The organism is Actinopolymorpha pittospori (assembly GCF_014873875.1).
Classification (GTDB): domain Bacteria; phylum Actinomycetota; class Actinomycetes; order Propionibacteriales; family Actinopolymorphaceae; genus Actinopolymorpha; species Actinopolymorpha pittospori.
This window is the reverse complement of record NZ_JADBEM010000001.1, coordinates 2,315,126-2,332,739: the sequence shown is the minus strand read 5'-3', so window position 1 is coordinate 2,332,739 and position 17,614 is coordinate 2,315,126. Positions and strand designations below refer to the sequence as shown.

Genomic DNA, 17,614 nt, shown 5'->3' with positions numbered 1-17,614 from the left:
CGGCATAAGTCCGGCAGGCCGACGTCGATGGGTGGAGCGCCGAGCTGTCCCGCTATCGGGCTGTGGCCTGGTTGGATCGTGCGGAGGCTTTGCTGGCGCCGGCGGTGTTGAAGGCCTGGACGGCGCAACCTTCCGGTCGATGCATGACCCGACGGAGGTAACGGCGCCCGAACCGATTTGGTCACGCGGCGTCCGAATCCAGACAGTTCACACCGCAAGCGGCTCGACTGGCGGACACGGCCGAGTTTGCCGGTACGGCGCGCGGGAACCCCCTCAACGGTGGGGCGTACCTCACGACGTCCTGGATCTGGGTCACTGCCCGGGAGGACGGCTGTGTCGGGACCGGGCGAGGGCCGTGATCCAGATCTGGCCGCGAAAGCCGCGTACGGTCGTCTGCGCGCCGCCCACCTGCACGCGGTGCGGGCGGCGCTCGAGGACCACATCGCGCGACTGGACTGGCCCCGGGAACGGATCGAGCACTACCGCGACCAGCGACTGCGGGCGCTCCTCGCCCACGCTCGCGAACGCTCACCCTTCCACGCGCGCCGCCTCCGTGACCTTGATCCTTCCTCGGCCACGGTCGCCGACCTGGCGCGGTTGCCGGTGATGACCAAACAGGAGACGCAGCAGGACTGGGACTCCATCGTCACCGTCCCTGACCTCACCCGCGAGCGGGCAGAAGGCATCCTGGGCCAGCAACGATGGTTCTCCTACACGCCCGGCGGCCAACAGATCTTCAGCTCCGGCGGGTCGAGCGGGGTGCGCGGCGTCTACGTCTGGGACTGGGACCTGTTCGTGTCCTTCGCCTGCCTCGCCTGGCGAATGCAGACCCGGCAGGAACGTCGCGACCCGCCGCTGCGGCGTCAAGCGAAGCTTGCCGTCCTCCAGGCCGGTGGACCGCCGCATGCCAGCACACCGCTGTTCGACGTGGCGACCGTCGCGGGGATGGACACAGTCGTGATACCGGCGAGCGCACCGTTCGAGGAGGTGCTCGCCGCAGTCGCCGCCGCGAGGCCCACCCATCTCGTCGGGTACGCGACAGTAGTGGGGCGGCTGGCGCGCGCCGCCGCGGCGGGTGACCTGGACATCCAGCCCGTTCGGGTGAGCACGAACTCCGAGCCCCTTCTCGAGGAGGATCGTCAGGCGATAGCCGATGCCTGGAACGTCCCCGTCCACAACCTGTGGGGATCGACAGAGATCGGCGTGGCGGCGACCGGGTGCGGTGGCGGCGCCGGCCTGCACGTGTGTGAGGACGAGGTCGTGCTTGAACGTGTCGACGAGGCCGGAGTTCCGGTCGCCCCGCACGAGCCGGCGGCGCGCACCCTGGCCACCGGGCTGGCGAACCGGACGTTTCCCTTCATCCGCTACGACCTCGGAGACGAGGTCGCCGTGCTGCCGGGGCCGTGCGAATGCGGCAGCGAGTTCGTCCGGCTGGCCGACATAGCGGGGCGACTCGACGACGACTTCCGCTATCCGACCTGCACCGTGCCGGCCAGTGCGTTCCGGTCGGTCCTCGGCACCGACCCTCGCATCGCCGAGTACCAGGTCCGGCAAACGGCGACCGGGGCGCACATCCTCGCGGTGGGATCACCCGACGTGCCCAGTCTGATCCAGGCGATTGCGAGCAAACTGCGCCGGCAGGGACTGCCCGATCCCGAGGTCCAGGTCGATGTGGTCGATGGCATCCAGCGTCGCTCCGTCGGCGGAAAGCTGCGCCGGTTCGTCGCCCTGAAAGGCACCGATCGGGGCACCGATCCACCCGCGCCGTCAGGCTCACGTTGACACGACCTGCGTGCCGGAGGCGAGCGGTCGGTCCTTGATCCCGTCAGTGGATCGGCTGGCCGATCCCGATCAGGTTGCCCTCGCTGTCTCTGAACCAGACCGCGCGTTCGCCGACACCCCCCTTGCTCGGATAGTTGCCCACGACGTCGGCGATCGCGTCGTGGGTGGTCAGGCCGGACAGGTCGTACTCCTCGAAGACCACCCCGCGGGCCCGGAGCTCAGCGACGGTGGCGTCGAGGTCGTCGACCTCCACAGCCATCTGGGTGTGTGACCCGGCCGCGGCGCCGGCGGACTGGAAGAGGGCGAACTCGCCCTGGGCGAGGCGGTAGAGCAGGCCACCGGGCCGCTCCTCGACGGGTTCGAGGCCGAGCTTGTCGGCATAGAAGGCTCGAGCCCGGTCGAGATCCTGGGCGGGGAGCCTGGTCGCCGCCCGGCCGTGTTCGAGCATGATCACAGTCCCCTCGTACGTAACGGCGTCGGAGGTCTGGTGCCCCGTGCCGACGCTGGTGGAACGGCGCAGACCTGCCTCACCCGGCTTGGAAGTCGATTCGCATCACCACACGCCGGGCAGTGGGATGGGTGACCTCCTCGAACCCGGCGTCCTCGAAGACCTGACGGACCCTCACGTGTGCTTCACCCCAGGTGATCTCCTTGCCCCGCTGGGCGATCATCGGGTAGGCCTCGATCGCGCGGGCGCCGTGGTCACGGGCGTGGTCGACGGTGGAGCTGGCGAGCAGGTAGGTGAGGCCGCGGCCGCGATAGCCCTTCCGGACCGCGAAGCAGGTCACCGCTCAGACGCCGTCGTCGTCCTTGTCCCCGTGACGGCCCGACCACGGCACGCGAGAACATCGCGACGAGGTCGTCCCAGGACGCCTCGTTGGCCGGGACGATGCGCACCTGCTCCTCGGTGAACGCCGATGCCGTCTCCACGTGGGCGATCATTCCTGCGGCGGGTCCTCTCCCACGAGACCATCGACGGCTTCGCGGAAGAGGTCGGCGTGGCCGACGTGGCGAGCGTACTCGTCGTGCAGGTCCACCAGGATCCGCCGGAGGTTCGGCGACTCACCGGAGTCGAGCACGATCTTCGAGGGCTGGTCGAGTCCGCCATCGGCGAGGATCGCGGCCCAGGCGGCCCGGGAGCGCTCCACGGCGCCGCTCCAGAGCGCGTACAACTCCTCGGGGGAGTCCTCGAGCGCGGAGTGCCACTCCCAGTCGGGCGTGCCCTCGAAGTCAGCCTGCTTCCAGGGGCCACCCATCTGACCGGTCAGGTCCCGGAAGACGTAGTAGTCCTCGAGGAAGGCGAGGTGCTTGAGCAGGCCGGCCAGGGTCATCGCCGACGGCGGGAAGGGCCTCCTGAGCCCGGCCGCGTCCAGGCCGCCGGCCTTCCAGGCGAACTGCGCCCGGGAACGGTCGAGCGCGAAGAGGAGCATCTCGACCTCGCCGGCCGTCATCGACGGCTCGACAAGCTTCGTGTCCAGAACGGTGTCGTCGGTCATGCGCCGCACGCTAACCTCCATTCCGGACGTTCTGATTCCGGAATGGTGGATGCGGTGAAACCGGACCTGAGTCCCACGGCACGGGCGCTGCTGGCTCTCGAACTGCTGCAGGCCAGCCCGGGCATCACCGCCGACCGGCTCGCCGACAAACTCGGCGTCTCCGAGCGGGCCGCCCGGCGCTACGTCGGCATCCTGCGCGAGGCCGGCATCCCGATCGAGTCCGTCCGCGGGCCCTACGGCGGTTACAGCGTCGGCCGCGCCCTTCGGCTCCCGCCGTTGATGTTCGGCGCCACCGAGGCCCTCGGCCTGGTCATGGCCGTGCTCGACGGCCACCACGACGGAAACGACCCCAGTGGCCTGGTCGGCAGCGCGCTCAGCAAGATCATGCGAGCGCTCCCCGAACCCGTGGCCGCCCAGGCCGAAGCGGTCCGTCGGTCCACGGCGCCCGCTCCCGACCGCGCCGCCGCCAGACCCGACCCCAGGACCACGACCACCCTCGTCCATGCCTGCTCCGACCATCGTCGGGTACGACTCGACTACCGGACCGAGGCCGGGTCGGAGTGGCTCGTCGAGGTCGACCCGTGGGCGGTCGTCGTACGCCATGGCCGGTGGTACCTGCTCTGCCACTCGCACACCTCGGACGCCCGGCGGGCGTACCGGGTCGACCGGGTCCGCGGAGTGGAGGTGCTCGAGGCTTCCTTCAGCCCGCCCGTCGACCTCAACCCCGTCGCCATGCTGGAGGAGCATCTCGCCGTCGGATGGGAGTACGACGTCGAGGTCGTCATCGACGCGCCGGTCGAGTCCGTGGCGCCGAGCCTGCCGCGCGCGCTCGGTCGGATCGAGCCGCTCGACGCCGAGCGGACCCGGCTGATCGGGAGTACGAGCAACCCGACGTGGTACGCCGCGCAGCTCGCGATGATCCCGGTGCCGTACCGGATCATGGGATGTCCCGAGCTTCAGGAGGCCGCGCGCGTCATCGGGGCGAGGCTGCTGGCCGGGGGTGGCAGCCCGCCTCCCTGAGCGGCTGATTTTGGGCTGTGGAGAGCGGTTCCTCTCCGCCTACTCGAACACGCGGAGCAGCCGCCCGCGGCTACGCGGCCCCAGCAGGAGGTCCCTGAGTTGGTCGACGCCGCCGGCGGGCCAGCGTTCGGCGATGCGCTTCACCGCCGGGTCCTGGATCTGGGCGAGGAGGGCGCCGGGGAAGTCTCCCCAGAGAACCTTGAACGGGCGCTCCCACAACTGGTGCTCCTGCGTTGGAACCGTTGGGGTGATGCGCAGTGCGTTGTGCATGGTGGCCACCTGTTCGTACGCCGCCAGCAAGGCGTTCTCGCGTTCCGGCCAGGTCTGTGCCTGGAGGGCCTTCCACAGCACCGGCGACAGTTCGGCGGCACATGCCAGCCGGGAGAAGGCCGTCCCGAACCACTTCGAATACGGCGCGTACTGCCTCTCCATCAGGAAGCACAGCCGCATCAGATCGTGCACGAGGCGGGATCCGATGAGCGCCGATCCGAGTTCGTCTCCCACCGAACCCGCTCGGCCCACCAAGTTGGCCTCCGGATGGATGCGCCACCAACCTGCCGCGAGCAGATAGAGCCACACGTCGTGGGGATAGTAGGCAAAGCGGTCGCGGACGTCCTGCAGGCCGACGTCATCGTGATAGACCGCGCCCGCGGTGATCATCCGGAGTTGCTGTTCTGCGAAGGTGAGCCAGTCGCGCGCTTCCAAGTCGCCTTCGATTTCGACGTCCAGGAGTTCCAGGAAGTACCCGCGCAGCGCGTGGATCCCGTGATCGGTCGGCCGGCCCCGAAACCGGAGCGGCAGGCCGCGACGCAGTGCGGCACCAACGGCGTCGCCATGCCGGGCACGGTCCTCTTCCCGCAGGAAGAGCAGGACCCGCGGCTCCCAGTTGTGGTCCGTGGACATCTCGTCGTCGAAACCCAGGACCTCCGAGCCGCGGCCGAGGAGGGCGGCACTGTGCGGCAGGCCGGGGAACGACGCGTCCAGAATCGGGCGTACGGCTTCCTGGTAGAACTGCCGGCTCATGTCCAAGCCAGTGACGAACTCAGCCACGCGGACAACTCCTCACGGTTCAGGCCAATGGTCAGAGTGAAGGCAACCGAGGAACGGTTCGACATCGCTTCGGACGCTCATCGAACCAGACCCGCTCCTCATCGGCGGTACTGGCGGCCAGGGCGCTCGCCCCAGGTGGCATGAAAGCGGAGCGCCGTGGCGCTTGATTGGCGTACCACGGCGTCACGACTCGGCTCTGCGGGCCAGCACGCCGGGGTAGAACTGTCCGGGCTGATCATGATGACGCGGCCTCTGCCGATACGCGTTGGTGAAGACGTCAAGATCGTGTGGCGTATGACGGGCGAAGGCCCGATCGAGCTCTCGGCCATCGGTTCCGACGGCACGCGTACCGCGCTGACCTGGGGCCCAACGGCACACGGCAACGTCAGTAACTTCGACGCGCCCGGTGACGAGTGGGGCGCCGGGTATCGCTTCGACTCTCCCGGCTGCTGGCGGCTGCGCGCGCGACGCACGGCCGGCCAGGCTGAGGCGCTGGTGTTCGTAGCTCCCGACCAACGGGGGTAGCGAGGAAGAGGCGGCGATCGCCGCGAAGAGTCTTCTCGGCCGGAGCCTTGACCTTGCCCCTGGGGCAGGGTTCCAGCATGGATGACGCGACCGCACGTGGATCACGGTGCGAGTCGCCGCGGAAAACGTCCGCGACCATGCGCGAAGTGAGCCGGAAAAGGGGATGGATGTCACAGCTGTCGGAGTTCGTCGAGGCGGCGGCCACGAAGTTCGGTGTTCCTGGTGTTGCCGTCGGAGTGTGGGTGAACGGCCGGGAGATCTACGCGTGCCACGGCGTGACGAGCGTCGACAACCCACTGCCCGTGGACCAGGACACTCTCTTCGTCCAGGGCTCGGTCACGAAGACCTACACCGCGACCGCGCTGATGCGCCTGGTCGCGGAGGGACGGGTCGTGCTGGACGCCCCAGTACGTCGGTACGTTCCCGACCTTGTTCTCGCTGACGAGCAGGCCGCGGAGCAGATCACCGTGCTGAACCTGCTCAACCACACGTCGGGGCTGGACTGGGGAATCACCGTCGACACCGGGGAGGGGGACGACGCGCTGGCCGGCTACGTCGCGAAGCTGGCCGAGTTGGAGCTGATCGCAGCGCCTGGCGCCCGCTCCTCCTACAGCCAGGCCGGGTACAACCTGGCAGGGCGGGTCGTGGAGAACGTCACCGGTCTGACGTTCGAGCAGGCACTCGCCTCACTCGTGTTCGAGCCGCTGGGACTCTCGCACAGCTTCTTCGCCCGCGACGACGTCATGACCCGACGGTTCTCCGTGGGCCACAACCTCGGTGCGGACGGAACGCTGTCCGTCGCGCGGCTGTGGCGGCGTTGGCGGGGTGAGAACCCTGGCGGGGGCCTCGTGTCCTCGGTGGCGGACCAGCTGCGGTGGGCACGCTTCCAGCTCGGGGACGGCTGCGCACCCAACGGTGACCGCGTGCTGCCCGCCGACGTACTCCGTCGGATGCAGGAGCCGACGGTCTCCTTGCGGGCCAGCAGTCTTGGCGACGCCATCGGTGTCGGCTGGTTCCTACGCGACGTGGACGGCGTGCGTACGGTCGGTCACGCCGGGTCGGCGAACGGCCAGTTCGCCGAGCTGCTCACCGTGCCGGGACGCGACTTCGCCGTCGTCACACTGTCCAACGCAGGCCCGAACGGCGTGCTGTTCAACCAGGAGGTCGTCCGTTGGGCGCTCCAGACCTACCTGGGAGTGACAGACCAGGACCCGGAGCCGTTGCCCTACGAAGAGGCGCGGTCCCGCGAGATCGTGGGGGGCTACGCGAACGACGTCATGACGCTCTCGATCGACGCGGACGGGGCGGGACTGAGCCTTGAGGTTCTGATACGACCGGAGATCCGTGCGGCGGCGGACAAGGAGCTGCCCCCGGACTACGCTCCGGCGGCCATCGGACTGCTGCCCGGCGACGCCGACGAGTACGTCGTCACCAGCGGTGGCATGCGAGGCCAGCGTGGATACTTCACCCGCGACGACGCCGGCGCGGTCGTCGGAGTCGACCTGGCCGGCCGGTTGTTCGGCCGGGTCCCGGCAGTCTCCAGGTAAGCCGAGCCCTGCCCGCGCCGGTCGTCGTTCGAATGTCAGGATGAACGTCCAACCGAGCTGGCCGAGAGGGTAGCGAACGCACATGATCACCATCGGCCAGCTTGCTGCGTACGCGGGCGTGACGATCAAGGCGGTCCGCCACTATCACCAACGCGGCCTGCTCGCCGAGCCGGCACGCGACGCCTCGGGCTACCGGCGCTACACCGCAGAGCATGCGATCGACCTGGTCAGGATCAGGACTCTCGGCGGGGCCGGGGTGCCGCTCGCCCGTATCAAGGATCTACTCGCCGCCGATCCCGACCAGTTCGCCACGGCGATCGCCGAGATCGACCGCGACCTTCAGAATCGGGCCGAGGAGATTCTTCGTGCCCGCGAGCGGATCGCTGAGCTGCACAGCGGCGACCGACTCTTCGTCTCCGTGGAGGTGGCCGACTACCTCGACCGGTTGCACGAGCTCGGAATCAGCCAGCGCACGGTCCACAGCGAGCGCGACCTCTGGATCCTGTTGCAGGCGTTCTCGCCGAAGGAGGCGGCGATCTGGATCGCCGACAAGCTCGACGTGATCGGCGATCCGGAGTTCCGCGCCATCTACCTCGACTACGACGCGGCGTTCGACTGGTCCCCGGACGATCCGCGCCTCCACGACCTGGCCGACCGTACTGCGCGGTGGATGGCGGACCGGCGCGGATCTGAGGGCGGAGCCAGGCCGGCTCCGGACCCGACCGTCGTCCAGCTCGTCGCGACGTCGACCCGCGGGTTGTCGCCGGCCTGGGACCGGATCGCCGAGATCGCGAGAGAACGCAACACCGCCGAGTGAATCACAACCCGGTTGGCGGGTGGCCGTCGAGAGGCTAACGTGCCCGAGGTGGACGAGCCAGCGCGCGACCTTGCGTTACGCCCGAGTCAGCGAGCACGTGTGGTGTTGCTCGACGACGCGGACCGGGTGCTGCTGTTCTCCGCCGGGAACGCCAACGACGGTTCGTGTCGCTGGTTCACCCCCGGCGGTGGCCTTTGGCAGGGCGAAAGCCACGAGCAGGCGGCCCTGCGGGAGTTGCGCGAGGAGACCGGGCTGACCGGGGTGACGCTCGGCCCGGAGATCTGGCGTGGACGACCCTGGACAACTGTCCTTGACGGCATCGGCTACGAGGTTCGGCAACGTTACTTCCTGGTGCGGGCACCCGCCTTCGTGGTCGACACCTCAGGCTTCGAGGCGCTCGAGGCGTCAGCGATCACAGGGCATCGATGGTGGACCACCGCGGAACTCGCCGCGACCACGGACCTGCTGCGACCGGCCGGCCTGCCGGCCCTGCTGGTGACACTCCTGACCGAGGGCCCGGCGAACCAGCCGATCCTCGTGGACGGGTAGCCCGAACGGGGGCAGCGTCTGACCACTGCCCCCGCCGAGTGGATCGGTCTGATCCTCAGGAGCGCTTGGGCTCGTAGTGCAGGGCGGTGATGCCGCACTCGAACGGCTGCGCGTTCACCAGGCGAAGCTTCTGCTGGGCTCCGACGTTCGCGAACACCGGCATACCGGCGCCGATCGCGTTCGGGTTCACGAACAGGTGGATCTCGTCGAGCAGTTCCTTGGCGATCAGGTCCCGGACCAGGGTGCCACCGCCGTAGGCGATGATGTCGCCGCCTGGCTTGGCTTTCAGGTCGTTCACGACCTTGGTGAGGTCACCGCCGGCGACGACGGCGTTGTCCCAGGGCGACTCGGTGAGCGAGTTGGAGATCACGACCTTGGTCGTCTTGTTCATCTTGTCGATGGCCGCCTGGTCCTCACCAGGAGGTCCGGCGGCCCAGGCCGGGATGAACCCCTCGGCGAGCTTGCGGCCCAACATGATGCAGTCGACTGGTTCGTCCAGGGCGCCGATGTAGTTGTTGATGTCAGCGGTCCACGGGAACGTCATCCAGTCCATCTCTCCGTTCGGGCCGGCCATGTAGCCGTCGACGGTGGTCTGGACCTGCAACTTGAACTTGCGCACGTGTCGCCTTCCTTCCGGGGGGTGGCTACTGGTGAGAAACGGGCGATAAACCGTCAAGCGGTTGTTGACACCGGGTCAATCGGCGAGCAGCGCGTCCATCTTGGCGATGGACTGCGCGAAGAGCTCGGTCGCGCCGAGGCGGTCGATCTCCTCCATGTGTTCGCGGGAGCTGTAGATCGAGCGGACCCGCATCCGAGTGTGACCGTCGTCCTCGGTGAGCTGCACCTGCATCGTGGTGGTCGGGCCGTCGGCGACAGGTGTGCCGTCCTCGTTGGCGAAACCATCCACGAACTCCAGCGACTTCGGCGGGTTGACCGAGGTGATCCGCCACCAGCCATAGCCCTTCTCACCCGTCGGTCCGGTCATGAAGTAGATGACGGAGCCACCGACGGTCAGGTCGTGCTCCACAACGGTCGCCGGGTAGTCCTCGGTTCCCCACCAGCGCTCCAGCTGTCGCGGGTCCGCCCACAGGTGCCACACGCGTTCGGTCGGGGCGTCGAAGTCGGCGATCAGGGTGAGGGTCCGGGTGTCGAAGTCCTTGTGGACGCTGGTGACGCTCATCTGCCATGTCCTGTCGTCGCATTGGTCTCTGCTTGGTTGGAGTCGTCCGCGAGTAGCTGGGACATCCGGTCCACCCGGCCGCGCCAGGCCGCCTCGAGTTGGTCGAGGGCCTGGTGCGCCCGACGTACGGCGTCGGGGGCGGCGTGGACGAGTTGCTCCCGTCCGCGCCGCTGCTTGGTGACCAGGCCGGCGCGTTCCAGGACCGCGACGTGTCTTTGCACCGCGGCGAAGCTCATCGGGTATGCCTCCGCAAGGCGCGACACCGAGAGCTCCCCCTGGGCGCTGCGCCGCAGGATGTCGCGGCGCGTGGCGTCGGCCAGAGCGTGGAACAGGTGGTCCACAGCCTCGTCGGTCAGCTCACGTACAACCATTTCGTTGTAGGTTAGTGCGTGCGGCTACGCCTGTAAAGCGACACGCTCCTCAGCGCAGGTCCTCGCGGAGGCGGATCGACCATCCGCCGGTGCCGCGGTCGCGGGTGAGCGCCACGGCCCTGGACAGGACGACCAACGCCACCAGGCACGCACCCATCTCCAGGGTTTCCTCGAAGCTCGTGCCGAGCACGTAGGCGGCGCTCGCCCCTTGCCGCTTCGTCCACCCGTTGATCGCCTCGACGACGAGCGCACCGGTGAGATACATCGCCAGCGCACCGAGCAGTCCGATCCGCAGGTCGCGCGGAAGCGATCGGACCCACAGCACGGCACAGACCACGCCGACCACGGCGATGAGAGTGCCCGGAAGGACCCACGCGAAGGTCGGCATCCGAACGCCATGGTCGTTCGCCCAATTCTGCACGGGCACCCCCAGGCGTTCGTGGATCCGCGCCGCCTCGTCCAGGCTCAGACACGTCGCGGCGACGATCAGCGCGAGCCAGGAGCCCCGGGAGGGCCGTGCGCCCGGCCCGGCCAGAACCATCGCGACGACACCCATGCAGGCAACCGCGAGGAGCAGCGTGGTGTTCCACCAGGCCGCGACGTTCGCCTCGCTGCCGACGTTCAGCACGATGACCACATCACCGGGCACGGGCTGGACGTAACGGTGGTAGCCCTTGACGGCCAGGTCGCCGGCCACGATGAGGGCGGTGATCGCGGCCAGGACGAGCACCCCGCGGTGTCGACGGCCGGCGCTGGCGACCGCATCCGAGTCGTCGATCGGAGCGCGCGCTGAGGAAGCACGAACGGTCACCTGCCGAATCATCGCACCCCGGCACGTCGACCCGACGGATTCGCCACCTCTTCGCCGGGCGCAAGGTCCGCTGAACATACTGGCGCCGGACCAGCGTCGCGGGGTGAAACCCGGTGGCGATCCGCCTTACGCAGCGCGATGATCAGCGACCATGACGACCGAACACGGCGACGGCCAGCTGGCACGACGCACCGAGATTCTGCGGACCGTGGTGGGTTCAGCAGGATCTAGCGAGGAGCCCCGGGCCTTCGGGCCCGGGAGGAATCGCTTCTTAGAACCGGGGTGACCTGCACGGACGCACGGATCTGCGCTGTCTGCCTCAGCGGGGACGTTTCTGGTTCTCGATGTACTCCTTCACCACAGTGAGCGGGGCGCCTGCGCAGGATGCGGCGAAGTAGGACGGGGACCAGAAGTGTTCACCCCACAGGTAGGTGCGGATGTGTCCGGGGAACTCCTGCCGGAGCCTGCGGGCGGAGACGCCTTTGAGGCTGCCGACGAGCCGGGACAGGGCGACTTTGGGCGGATAGTGGAGGAGCAGGTGGACGTGGTCGGTGTCGCCGTTGAACTCCCGCAACTCCGCTCCGAAGTCGGTGCACACGTCCCGCATGACTTCCTCGCAGCGTCGAAGGATGTCGTCGGTGAACGGTCCGCGCCGGTACTTCGGAGTGAAGACCAAGTGTGCATGGAGGGTGTAGACGACTGTGCGACCCTTGCGGATATCGGGGTTTGGCTCCCATCGTGGTGGCATAGACCAACGGTAGGATCATGTCCGTGGAGATCGTCGTGCAGGTGAAGCTGATACCGGAGGCCGACCAGGCCGCCGCGTTGTCGGCGACTCTGCACACGGTCAACGAGGCTGCGAACTGGGTCTCTTCGGTGGCGTTGGAGCGTGGTGTTCCGCGTGAGTATGAGCTGCGCAAGCACACCTATGCCGTGCTGAGGTCGTGGGGGCTGGGTGCGCAGGTCGCCCAGCACGTGATCAAGAAGGTCCGTGACGCCTACACGGCGCTTAAGGCGAACGTCAAGGCCGGGCACCTCGGTAAGCCCGGATCGAAGGGAGGTCGAAAGGCCGAGACGAAGCCGATCGTGTTCCGCGCCGAGGCGGCCCAGCCATACGACGACCGCTGCCTTTCCTGGCACTACGACACGCAGACGGTGTCCATCTGGACTATTGCGGGCCGGTTGAAGAACGTGCGGTTCGCGTGTTCTGCGGGCGCGCTCAAGACACTGCGGGAGCACCGGCAGGGCGAGTCCGACCTGATCGAAGGGGACGGTGTCTTCTACCTGTACGCCACCTGCGAGGTTCCCGAGGCCGAGCAGTACGAGCCCAACGGCTTCATCGGCGTGGATCTCGGCGTCGTCAACATCGCGACCACCTCCACCGGCTACAAGGCTGCCGGGCGCGGCCTGAACCGGCACCGCAAGCGGCAGCTCGACCTGCGCCGCAAGCTGCAGCGCAAGGGCACCAAGTCCGCCAAGCGCCTCCTCAAGAAGCGCAACCGGCGCGAACGGCGCCACGTCGCCAACACCAACCACATCATCTCCAAGACGATCGTGATCGAGGCTGAACGCACCTCAGCCGGGATCTCCCTGGAAGAACTCAAGGGAATCCGGCAGAGGGTACGGCTCCGCAAGCCCCAACGGGTCGCACTCCACTCTTGGGCCTTCGCCCAGCTCGGAGACTTCATCGTCTACAAAGCCCGCAGGGCCGGCGTGCCCGTGGTCTTCGTCGATCCCGCCTACACCTCTCAGCAGTGCTCGGAGTGCGGCCACGTCGACAAGCGCAACCGTGTCGACCAGGGGCTTTTCATCTGCCGGAACTGCGGGGTCGTTGCCCACGCCGACCGGAACGCTTCCCACAACATCGCCCGCAAGGGCGAGGCTGTGTGGACTGCGGGGCGTGAGTCACGCGTCCCTGCCACCCCATAAGGAGTGTCTGGACGGAGGAGCCAACCCAGCAGCCAGTTGGGCGCTACCTCCAAGCCCGGTCCTTCAGGGCCGGTTTAAGTTGGCGCGTCCATGGCATCGCGATCGAGGGAACCGACGACCACGATGAGATGGGCGTGTTCGTCGAGCCGCCGGAGTATGTGGTCGGACTACGCCGCCCCGTCGATCACTACGTCTACCGCACGCAGCCAGAAGGTGCCCGCAGCGGTCCCGGTGACATCGACCTGGTGATGTACTCGCTGCGCACGTACCTACGGCTCGCGACGAAGGGCAATCCGACGGCGCTCCTGCCGTTGTTCGCTCCGGAGGACTCGGTCGTCGTGATGACGCCGCTCGGCCGGGAGCTACGTTCGCAGGCGAGCCAGGTCCTGAGTCGCCAGGCCGTTCGTCGTTTCCTGGGTTACGTGAACGCCCAGCGCGAACGGATGACCGGCGGCGGCAAACAGAACCGGCCGCCCAACCGCCCCGAGCTGGTCGCGAGGTACGGGTACGACGTCAAGTACGCCTCACACGCGCTCCGGCTGGCCTACCAGGGCCGTGAGGTCGCCACGCACGGTCGCCTGACCCTGCCCATGCCGTCCGCCGAACGCGAGCGGGTGCTGTCGGTCAAACGCGGTGAGGTCGCGCAGAACGCCGTGCTCGACGAGATCGCCATGGTCCAACGAGAGATCGAGGAACTGCTCGACGCCGGCCGTACGCCGCTGCCCGAGCAGGCCAACCGAGACGTCCTCGATGCCTGGTCGACCGACGCGCACCGACGGCACTGGGGCTGGTGACGCCCCCGCGGATGTGCCAGCGGGCGGGGCTCATGGCGGCCGCCGACGGACATGTCGAGCGGCCGCCAGGCCCCCGGGCCGGCGGCCTCAGCGGTTGGCGCCGCCACCAGAACGTGTCAGGGTGGCTCGCATGAAGGTGGAGTTCCACCGAGGTGAGGGTGCGGAGTACTCCGTGCGCATCCACCGCCCCGACGGTGTCGTCGTCACTCTTCCTGGCGCTGGTGGCAGGTGGCCGATCCCGCACGACCTGGCGCACCTCGCGACCGAGCGGGCGCTGGGGATGACCGGCGGCGTGTTCGGCGGCGCGGCCGCGGGTGGTTGTTCGACGGGATGACCGTCACGTCGGGCCGGCTACGCCACGACCCGAAACGCCGTTCGCAGAAGGTTCTGCGAACGAACACCAAGGCGCGCACGATCACCGTGGCCGAGGTGATGACGTCGTTGGTCTACGACGTCGTACTGCACGACGGCCGCGTCGAGGACCTGGTCGAACGCGCCCGGCACGCGTGGGGAATCGTCCGCGAGGACCCCTTTCCGTACACGCCCGCGCAGTTCCGGGTCGCCATGGAGGATCTTCGGACGTTGCGCGACCAGTGGGCCGCGACCCCGGCAGGTGCGGTCCTGGACGTCGAATGGCCACGCGGCCTTGTCACCGCGACCCGGGCGCGGTCGCACTAGGAAGACGTCGTCCTACGGCTCGCAGATGGCCTTGACGAACTCGGCGGGTCGGTCGAGGAAGTAGCCGAACCCCGTGTCGATGTCGTCCAGGCTGACCCGGTGGGTGATCAGCGGTTCGAACGTCAGCCGGCGGTCGGCCATCAGCCGAAGACCTTCGGCCATCGCCGCCATGACGCGCCAGCGTTGCGGGGTGAAACCGTTGATGATCGTCACCGCGCGGTACCAGAGTTCGACGTCGAGCTCCCGAGCGCCGTCGTGGTGGTAGCCCGCGATGCAGAGCACGCCGTGTTGGGCCACGAGGTCGCCCGCCAACGCCAGCCCGGGCGCCGTACCGGAGAACTCCACGACCACGTCGAACCCGTGCCGCAGGCTGTCCTTGGCCTCCTCCGGGGTGCACACGTCGTGGGCTCCCAGTTCCAGGGCGAGCGCGCGCGTGTGCGGGTTGGGGTCGACGCCCACCAGCCTTCCGGGCGCGTGGCTCGCCGCGACCTGCAGGGCCCCGAGCCCCATGAAGCCCAGGCCCACGACGGCGACCCGCATGCCCGGTGTGAGCGCGCACCGGGAGAGCGCCTCGACCACACAGGCGAGCGGTTCGCCGAGCGCCGCCCAGCTCGGGACGTTGGCCGGCGTCGGCAGCAGCGACCTCGCGGAGACGTTCACCAGGTCGGCGAAGACGGGTGATCCGAATCCGGTCACCCTGTCCCCGACCGACCATCCGTGGACCCCGGAGCCGATCGCCACGATCTCACCACTCAGCTCGTGCCCGAGCCGGTGCGGCTCGCCGCCGTCGTGATGCTCCCAGGGCGGCCGCTCCGATATGCAGACACCCGAGGCCTGGACACGGACCTGGACCTCTCCCGCGGCGGGCAGGACGTCCGGTACCTCGACCACACGGGAGGTACGAGCGGCGATCACCTCGGAGTAGCGCACGTTCTCTCTCTTCTTCCGCGCCGCTTTCGCGGCTGGGTGCGTCGGCGGTAGCGACGGTGTCTGTGGGGTCGACGACGGACCGAACCTGCTACGGACGAGCCGCGGACCTCACCTGGTCCGCAGGCGTACCTCCACCCACGACAGCACGCCGCGCCAACTCGACCGCCCCCTGCACCGGCGGGACCTCGAGAAGGGTGATCGGGATGTCGCGGAAGTGGGAGCGCAGTTCCTCCTCGAACGCCGTCTTCAGCCGCGGCTGGTGGGTGATGACGCCACCGGCGACGACGACGGCGTCGGCGTTCGCTCCGCGCCGGGCCAGGTGTACGACGAGGCGCGCGAGGGAACTGCCACCGGTCCGGATGACCTCCCGCGCCGGCGAGGACCCGGCATCCGCGGCCTCGAAGACGGCCGGGACGTGCGCGCCCCACGTCTCCACCCCGTCGTTCCAGCTCATCACCGCGGCGAGTTCGACCCGGTCCGGTACGTCGAAGGAACGCAGCAGCGCGGCCTCGAGGTGTTCGGGCGGGAGACCTTCGTCGGCCCGGGCGAGCACGGCGCGAGCGGCGTCGCGCACCAGCGCGGAGCCGGAGCCCTCGTCGCCGAGGACCCAGCCCCAGCCGCCGGCGGTCAGGCGTTCCCCGGTGTCCTGGTGCCTGCCCACCACGACGGATCCGGTCCCGGCCACGACGGCGATGCCGTCGTCCAGGCCGGCGGCCGGCACGAGCAGCTCGGCGTCGTTCACCACGGTGACCGGGGAGTGCAGCGCGGCCTGGAGTTCGGCCGCGAGCCGCGCGCAGTGTTCCTCGGTCTCGCAGCCGTGCGCCCCCACGACGGTCAGCAGCGGCTCGTCGCCTGGCTGGAATAGCGGTCGCAGCTGGGCGGCCAACCACCCGGCCGCCTCCGGTACCCGGCTCGCCTGCCAATCCGAGCTTGACACGGTGCGGTCGGCCGTGACCGTCCCGCTCTCCGCGTCGACCAGCCGGATCTGGGTCTTCGTTCCGCCGACGTCGACGCCGAACACGAGGCACGACATCAGGCGGCCGGCTCCTCGACCTTGGTGTCGGTGTTGTCGAAGACGAACTCCTCGATGTCGACGCCTCGCACCGCGGCGAGGGCACCCGCGAGCCGCTGCAGCACCGCGGTCTGCAGCACCGTGCGGACGGGCACCGGCAGGTCTTCGGAGATCCGAGCGACGTGGAGGTGGTCGTCGGGTTCGACAGCGGTCGTCGTGATGCACAGGGTGAGGTGACCCGCGCGGGCGAGGGAGCGGGCCAGCTCCAGCTCCCGGCCATCGCCGATGACGACGTGCAGGGTCGCACCGGCCGACTCCATCTCGCCGTGCAGGTAGTTGCGGGTGACGAGGGCGGCCGAGGGCACCCGGCAGACCTCACGCAGCAGCAGTGCACCCGACTCCGAGGTCGAACGCGCCGCACCCGAGGCCACCACGTCGGCGGCGACGACGTGGTGAGCCCGCTGGGCGACCTCGTCCACCACGGCGGCCATGGCGATCTCGTGCCGGTCGAGGGTCGAACCGATGCCGGCCCACTCCGCCGCGACCTGGGCCGGCGTCCAGCCGATCATGGTGCGGGCCAGCATGGACAGGGCCACCAGGGTGCCGGTGTAGCCGATGGTCGAGGCGTAGCTGTCCGGCTCGTTGCCGAGGTCGACGGCGTGCGCGACGGAGTCGGCCAGCCCGGACGGTACGACGTTGACCACCGCGGCCCGCTGGTTCAGGGGCACCATCGCCAGCGCGTCGATGGTCTCGGGGCTGCGGCCCGACTGGGAGACGCCGACCACCAGGTCCGCGTCCGCGAACCGAACGCCCGATCCGATCTCACCGGCGAGCTCCCGGCGACCGGGTACGCCGCCGCTGGCGAGGACCTCCACCGGCAGCGCGAGTGCTGCGTAGCTGGCGCCGATACCCACGAACACCGGGCGCGCGCACCCACGGAGTGCGCCGTCCGGAGTTGCGAGACCGGTGAGCTGATCCCCCACACGTGACGCGATCCGCTCGAGGGCGGCGGACTGGCCGGTCCGCCCGTCGAGATAGGGGATCCTTACACCGGGCATGTCGGGTCTTCCTTTCACACTTCCGTCGCGCCGTGTCGGTGCGCGTGGCGCCCGAAGGCGACCCG

General features: G+C 69.0%; 22 protein-coding genes. 10 read left to right on the top strand and 12 right to left on the bottom strand.

Annotation, left to right across the window (positions count from 1 at the left end):
- The first annotated feature begins 333 nt into the window (after nt 1-333).
- Nucleotides 334-1,782: a phenylacetate--CoA ligase family protein gene (locus HEB94_RS11010; protein WP_202896267.1), complete on the top strand. Its 1,449-nt coding sequence runs from the start codon at nt 334-336 to the stop codon at nt 1,780-1,782.
- Nucleotides 1,783-1,825: 43 nt separating this feature from the next.
- Here HEB94_RS11010 and HEB94_RS11005 read toward each other — a convergent pair whose 3' ends face one another.
- From HEB94_RS11005 to HEB94_RS10995, 3 genes are all read right to left on the bottom strand, one after another.
- On the bottom strand, nt 1,826-2,230 hold the full coding sequence (locus HEB94_RS11005; RefSeq protein ID WP_192749806.1) for a VOC family protein: 405 nt from the start codon (nt 2,228-2,230) through the stop codon (nt 1,826-1,828).
- A gap of 79 nt (nt 2,231-2,309) precedes the next feature.
- Entirely contained in the window at nt 2,310-2,570 is a 261-nt protein-coding gene (locus tag HEB94_RS11000; protein WP_192749805.1) for a hypothetical protein, read from the bottom strand.
- A 150-nt stretch (nt 2,571-2,720) separates the two neighbouring features.
- Nucleotides 2,721-3,278 (bottom strand): mycothiol transferase, encoded by a 558-nt coding sequence (locus tag HEB94_RS10995; RefSeq protein WP_192749804.1) that lies wholly within the window; start codon nt 3,276-3,278, stop codon nt 2,721-2,723.
- Nucleotides 3,279-3,332: 54 nt separating this feature from the next.
- Here HEB94_RS10995 and HEB94_RS10990 point away from each other — a divergent pair, with 54 nt between their 5' ends.
- Complete coding sequence (locus HEB94_RS10990; RefSeq protein ID WP_192749803.1) at nt 3,333-4,298, top strand: WYL domain-containing protein; 966 nt, start codon at nt 3,333-3,335, stop codon at nt 4,296-4,298.
- A 39-nt stretch (nt 4,299-4,337) separates the two neighbouring features.
- On the opposite strand, the gene HEB94_RS50465 is transcribed toward HEB94_RS10990, so the two are convergent.
- A complete protein-coding gene (locus HEB94_RS50465) occupies nt 4,338-5,348 on the bottom strand; it encodes a DUF4037 domain-containing protein (RefSeq protein WP_202896265.1) in 1,011 nt (336 codons plus the stop codon).
- A gap of 294 nt (nt 5,349-5,642) precedes the next feature.
- On the opposite strand from HEB94_RS50465, the gene HEB94_RS10980 reads away from it, so the two are divergent.
- The 4 genes from HEB94_RS10980 (at nt 5,643) to HEB94_RS10965 (ending at nt 8,786) form a co-directional block, all read left to right on the top strand.
- Nucleotides 5,643-5,873 carry a hypothetical protein gene (locus HEB94_RS10980; protein ID WP_192749802.1) on the top strand — a complete coding sequence of 77 codons (231 nt, stop codon included), beginning with the start codon at nt 5,643-5,645 and terminating at the stop codon, nt 5,871-5,873.
- A 167-nt stretch (nt 5,874-6,040) separates the two neighbouring features.
- Nucleotides 6,041-7,420, top strand: coding sequence for a serine hydrolase domain-containing protein (locus HEB94_RS10975; RefSeq protein WP_192749801.1), 1,380 nt, complete (start codon nt 6,041-6,043; stop codon nt 7,418-7,420).
- An 82-nt stretch (nt 7,421-7,502) separates the two neighbouring features.
- Nucleotides 7,503-8,237 (top strand): MerR family transcriptional regulator, encoded by a 735-nt coding sequence (locus HEB94_RS10970; protein ID WP_192749800.1) that lies wholly within the window; start codon nt 7,503-7,505, stop codon nt 8,235-8,237.
- A 48-nt stretch (nt 8,238-8,285) separates the two neighbouring features.
- Nucleotides 8,286-8,786, top strand: coding sequence for an NUDIX domain-containing protein (locus HEB94_RS10965; protein WP_192749799.1), 501 nt, complete (start codon nt 8,286-8,288; stop codon nt 8,784-8,786).
- A gap of 55 nt (nt 8,787-8,841) precedes the next feature.
- On the opposite strand, the gene HEB94_RS10960 is transcribed toward HEB94_RS10965, so the two are convergent.
- The 5 genes from HEB94_RS10960 to tnpA all read right to left on the bottom strand — a co-directional run bounded on the left by HEB94_RS10960 (nt 8,842) and on the right by tnpA (nt 11,896).
- On the bottom strand, nt 8,842-9,405 hold the full coding sequence (locus HEB94_RS10960; RefSeq protein ID WP_192749798.1) for a dihydrofolate reductase family protein: 564 nt from the start codon (nt 9,403-9,405) through the stop codon (nt 8,842-8,844).
- Nucleotides 9,406-9,480: 75 nt separating this feature from the next.
- Entirely contained in the window at nt 9,481-9,966 is a 486-nt protein-coding gene (locus tag HEB94_RS10955; protein ID WP_192749797.1) for an SRPBCC family protein, read from the bottom strand.
- The gene (locus HEB94_RS10950; RefSeq protein ID WP_192749796.1) at nt 9,963-10,337 is read right to left on the bottom strand and encodes an ArsR/SmtB family transcription factor; all 375 of its coding nucleotides are present in this window, start codon (nt 10,335-10,337) and stop codon (nt 9,963-9,965) included. Before HEB94_RS10950 ends, HEB94_RS10955 begins: the two co-directional genes overlap by 4 nt.
- A 49-nt stretch (nt 10,338-10,386) precedes the next feature.
- Complete coding sequence (locus HEB94_RS10945) at nt 10,387-11,148, bottom strand: hypothetical protein (RefSeq protein WP_202896264.1); 762 nt, start codon at nt 11,146-11,148, stop codon at nt 10,387-10,389.
- A gap of 319 nt (nt 11,149-11,467) precedes the next feature.
- Nucleotides 11,468-11,896, bottom strand: a complete 429-nt coding sequence (gene tnpA / locus HEB94_RS10940; protein ID WP_192749795.1) for an IS200/IS605 family transposase — start codon at nt 11,894-11,896, stop codon at nt 11,468-11,470.
- 17 nt (nt 11,897-11,913) lie between these two features.
- On the opposite strand from tnpA, the gene HEB94_RS10935 reads away from it, so the two are divergent.
- The 4 genes from HEB94_RS10935 (at nt 11,914) to HEB94_RS10920 (ending at nt 14,549) form a co-directional block, all read left to right on the top strand.
- Nucleotides 11,914-13,077, top strand: coding sequence for an RNA-guided endonuclease InsQ/TnpB family protein (locus HEB94_RS10935; protein WP_192749794.1), 1,164 nt, complete (start codon nt 11,914-11,916; stop codon nt 13,075-13,077).
- Nucleotides 13,074-13,871 carry a nucleotidyltransferase domain-containing protein gene (locus tag HEB94_RS10930; protein WP_337918520.1) on the top strand — a complete coding sequence of 266 codons (798 nt, stop codon included), beginning with the start codon at nt 13,074-13,076 and terminating at the stop codon, nt 13,869-13,871. The genes HEB94_RS10935 and HEB94_RS10930 overlap by 4 nt, the downstream gene beginning before the upstream one ends.
- A 130-nt stretch (nt 13,872-14,001) precedes the next feature.
- Nucleotides 14,002-14,205 carry a hypothetical protein gene (locus tag HEB94_RS10925; RefSeq protein WP_192749792.1) on the top strand — a complete coding sequence of 68 codons (204 nt, stop codon included), beginning with the start codon at nt 14,002-14,004 and terminating at the stop codon, nt 14,203-14,205.
- A complete protein-coding gene (locus HEB94_RS10920) occupies nt 14,202-14,549 on the top strand; it encodes a hypothetical protein (protein ID WP_192749791.1) in 348 nt (115 codons plus the stop codon). Before HEB94_RS10925 ends, HEB94_RS10920 begins: the two co-directional genes overlap by 4 nt.
- Before the next feature lie 12 nt (nt 14,550-14,561).
- On the opposite strand, the gene HEB94_RS10915 is transcribed toward HEB94_RS10920, so the two are convergent.
- The 3 genes from HEB94_RS10915 to HEB94_RS10905 form a co-directional block, all read right to left on the bottom strand.
- A complete protein-coding gene (locus HEB94_RS10915) occupies nt 14,562-15,479 on the bottom strand; it encodes an alcohol dehydrogenase catalytic domain-containing protein (protein WP_192749790.1) in 918 nt (305 codons plus the stop codon).
- Between the two features lie 88 nt (nt 15,480-15,567).
- On the bottom strand, nt 15,568-16,512 hold the full coding sequence (locus tag HEB94_RS10910) for an N-acetylglucosamine kinase (protein WP_192749789.1): 945 nt from the start codon (nt 16,510-16,512) through the stop codon (nt 15,568-15,570).
- A complete protein-coding gene (locus HEB94_RS10905) occupies nt 16,512-17,549 on the bottom strand; it encodes an SIS domain-containing protein (protein WP_192749788.1) in 1,038 nt (345 codons plus the stop codon). The genes HEB94_RS10910 and HEB94_RS10905 overlap by 1 nt, the downstream gene beginning before the upstream one ends.
- Nucleotides 17,550-17,614 lie beyond the last annotated feature (65 nt).